The organism is Streptomyces sp. P5F9 (assembly GCF_057961495.1).
This window is the reverse complement of the sequence record NZ_JBXVPZ010001045.1, coordinates 1-619: the sequence shown is the minus strand read 5'-3', so window position 1 is coordinate 619 and position 619 is coordinate 1. Positions and strand designations below refer to the sequence as shown.

Annotated in this window: 1 protein-coding gene; it reads right to left on the bottom strand. The window is 68.0% G+C overall.

Annotation, left to right across the window (positions count from 1 at the left end; genetic code table 11):
• A partial coding sequence (locus AC31A1_RS52315) for a cytochrome P450 family protein (protein ID WP_489660061.1) occupies nt 1-619 on the bottom strand: 619 nt, incomplete at both ends.

Here is a 619-nt window from a genome sequence, read left to right as displayed (position 1 = left end):
GGGGTACCGGCGAGGGCCTCGCGCTTGCGGTGGATGAGGTCGGCGAGATAGGCGCGCATCTTCTTGACGGACCGGGCGACTCCGCCGCGCGGCCCTCCCCCGTGCCGGATCATCATGCCCGCCCAGTCCCGGAAGTCGTCCTGGTCCTCGCGGGGGACGCCGAGCAGATCGCAGATGGCGTAGATGGGGAGCGGGAAGGCGAAGTCGTGGATGAGGTCGGCGGAGCCGTCGGCTGCGAACCGGTCGATCAGATCGTTCGTCAACTCCTGCACCCGGGGTGCGAATTCGGCCACCCGCCGGGGTGTGAACGCCTTACTGACCAGTCGTCGGAGGCGCGTGTGGTCCGGCGGGTCGATGTTCAGCAGATGCGTCATCAACTCGGCCTTGCGCTCACCCGGGATCCCGGTCTTGCCCTTCGCGTGCGCCGGTTCGTCATGATGCGCGGGGTTCTTGGACAGGCGGGGGTCTGCGAGGGCGTGCTTGGCGTCGACGTAACGGGTGACCAACCATGCCTCCACCCCGCTGGGCAGGCGGGTCTTGTGCACGGGGGCGTGTTCTCGGAGCCAGGCGTAGGTGGGGTAGGGATTGGTGGCGAATTCCCAGGTGAAGAGTTCGGGGG